The organism is Streptococcus oralis (assembly GCF_001579025.1).
Lineage (GTDB): Bacteria > Bacillota > Bacilli > Lactobacillales > Streptococcaceae > Streptococcus > Streptococcus oralis_X.
On record NZ_KQ970235.1, the window covers coordinates 403,706 to 405,078 of the forward strand.

The window sequence follows — 1,373 nt, forward strand, 5'->3', positions numbered from 1 at the left end:
CTCTTGGATGAGCCGTCAATGGGACTTGCCCCGATCTTTATCCAAGAAATTTTTGATATCATTCAAGATATTCAGAAGCAAGGAACAACGGTTCTCCTAATTGAACAGAACGCTAACAAGGCTCTTGCTATCTCTGACCGTGGTTATGTACTTGAAACAGGAAAGATTGTCCTATCAGGAACAGGAAAAGAACTCGCAGCATCCGATGAAGTCAGAAAAGCATATCTAGGTGGCTAAAAAGGTCTGGAGGACCTTTTTAGTCGCCAGATAAGGATTGCGCAAGAAATTCTTCTCTAGTCTGGGAGTCTAGTTTAGGTTGTGGATGGAGATGATAATAGGTTTTCAATACTAGTTGCTAGTATCCTTAATAACTGAAAGAAATATAAATAATGTTTGTTAACTTGCACATATAGAGCTCTAGATTAGAGCTCTTTTTTGTAAAAGACTCAGATTATTCAAAATCTTGAAAAAGAGATGAAAGCGTTTGATAGATTTTCTAAGAAAGTGTATAATAAAAGTAACAATATAGAAGGAGAAGTCTCATGGCAGTTAAAGATTTCATGACCCGTAAGGTAGTTTATATCAGTCCAGATACGACTGTAGCACACGCAGCAGATTTGATGCGCGAGCAAGGATTGCACCGTTTACCTGTTATCGAAAATGATCAATTAGTCGGATTGGTAACAGAAGGAACCATTGCGGAAGCCAGCCCATCTAAAGCAACCAGTCTCTCTATCTATGAGATGAATTATCTTCTGAATAAAACCAAAGTAAAAGATGTAATGATTCGAGATGTCGTGACGGTTTCTGGCTATGCTAGTCTGGAAGATGCGACCTACCTGATGCTGAAAAATAAAATTGGGATATTACCAGTCGTAGACAATCATCAGGTCTACGGCGTCATTACAGATCGCGATGTTTTTCAGGCTTTCTTGGAAATCGCTGGGTACGGAGAAGAGGGGATTCGTGTTCGTTTCATTACAGAAAATGAAGTCGGAGTACTGGGAAAAATTGTAGCTCTAATCGTTGAAGAGGATTTAAATATTTCCCATACTGTTAACATTCCACGTAAGGATGGTAAGGTCGTCATCGAAGTTCAAATTGATGGAAAAATCGATTTGACTTCATTAAAGGAAAAGTTTGAAAAAGAAGGAATTCAAGTGGAGGAGATCACTCATACCTCTGCTAAAGTCCTTTAAACAAGAGGCTTTAGAGCCTCTTTTCTTCTGTTATCAAAAGCGGTGAAAAGCAAAATATGGAAAGAAATGAGAGATTATGGTATAATAAAACGATATGAAAAGGAGTATCTATGGACATTTCAGAAATTCGTCAAAAAATTGACGCAAATCGTGAAAAATTAGCTTCTTTTAGGG

The 1,373-nt window shown here is 37.9% G+C and carries 1 protein-coding gene and 1 pseudogene; both read left to right on the top strand.

Features of this window, described 5'->3' with window-relative positions; translation table 11 throughout:
- A pseudogene (locus SORDD27_RS01875) lies at positions 1 to 237 on the top strand (ABC transporter ATP-binding protein); the annotation flags it as partial.
- Between the two features lie 305 nt (positions 238 to 542).
- Entirely contained in the window at positions 543 to 1,199 is a 657-nt protein-coding gene (locus SORDD27_RS01880) for a CBS domain-containing protein (protein WP_044021082.1), read from the top strand.
- The last annotated feature ends 174 nt before the right edge of the window (positions 1,200 to 1,373 follow it).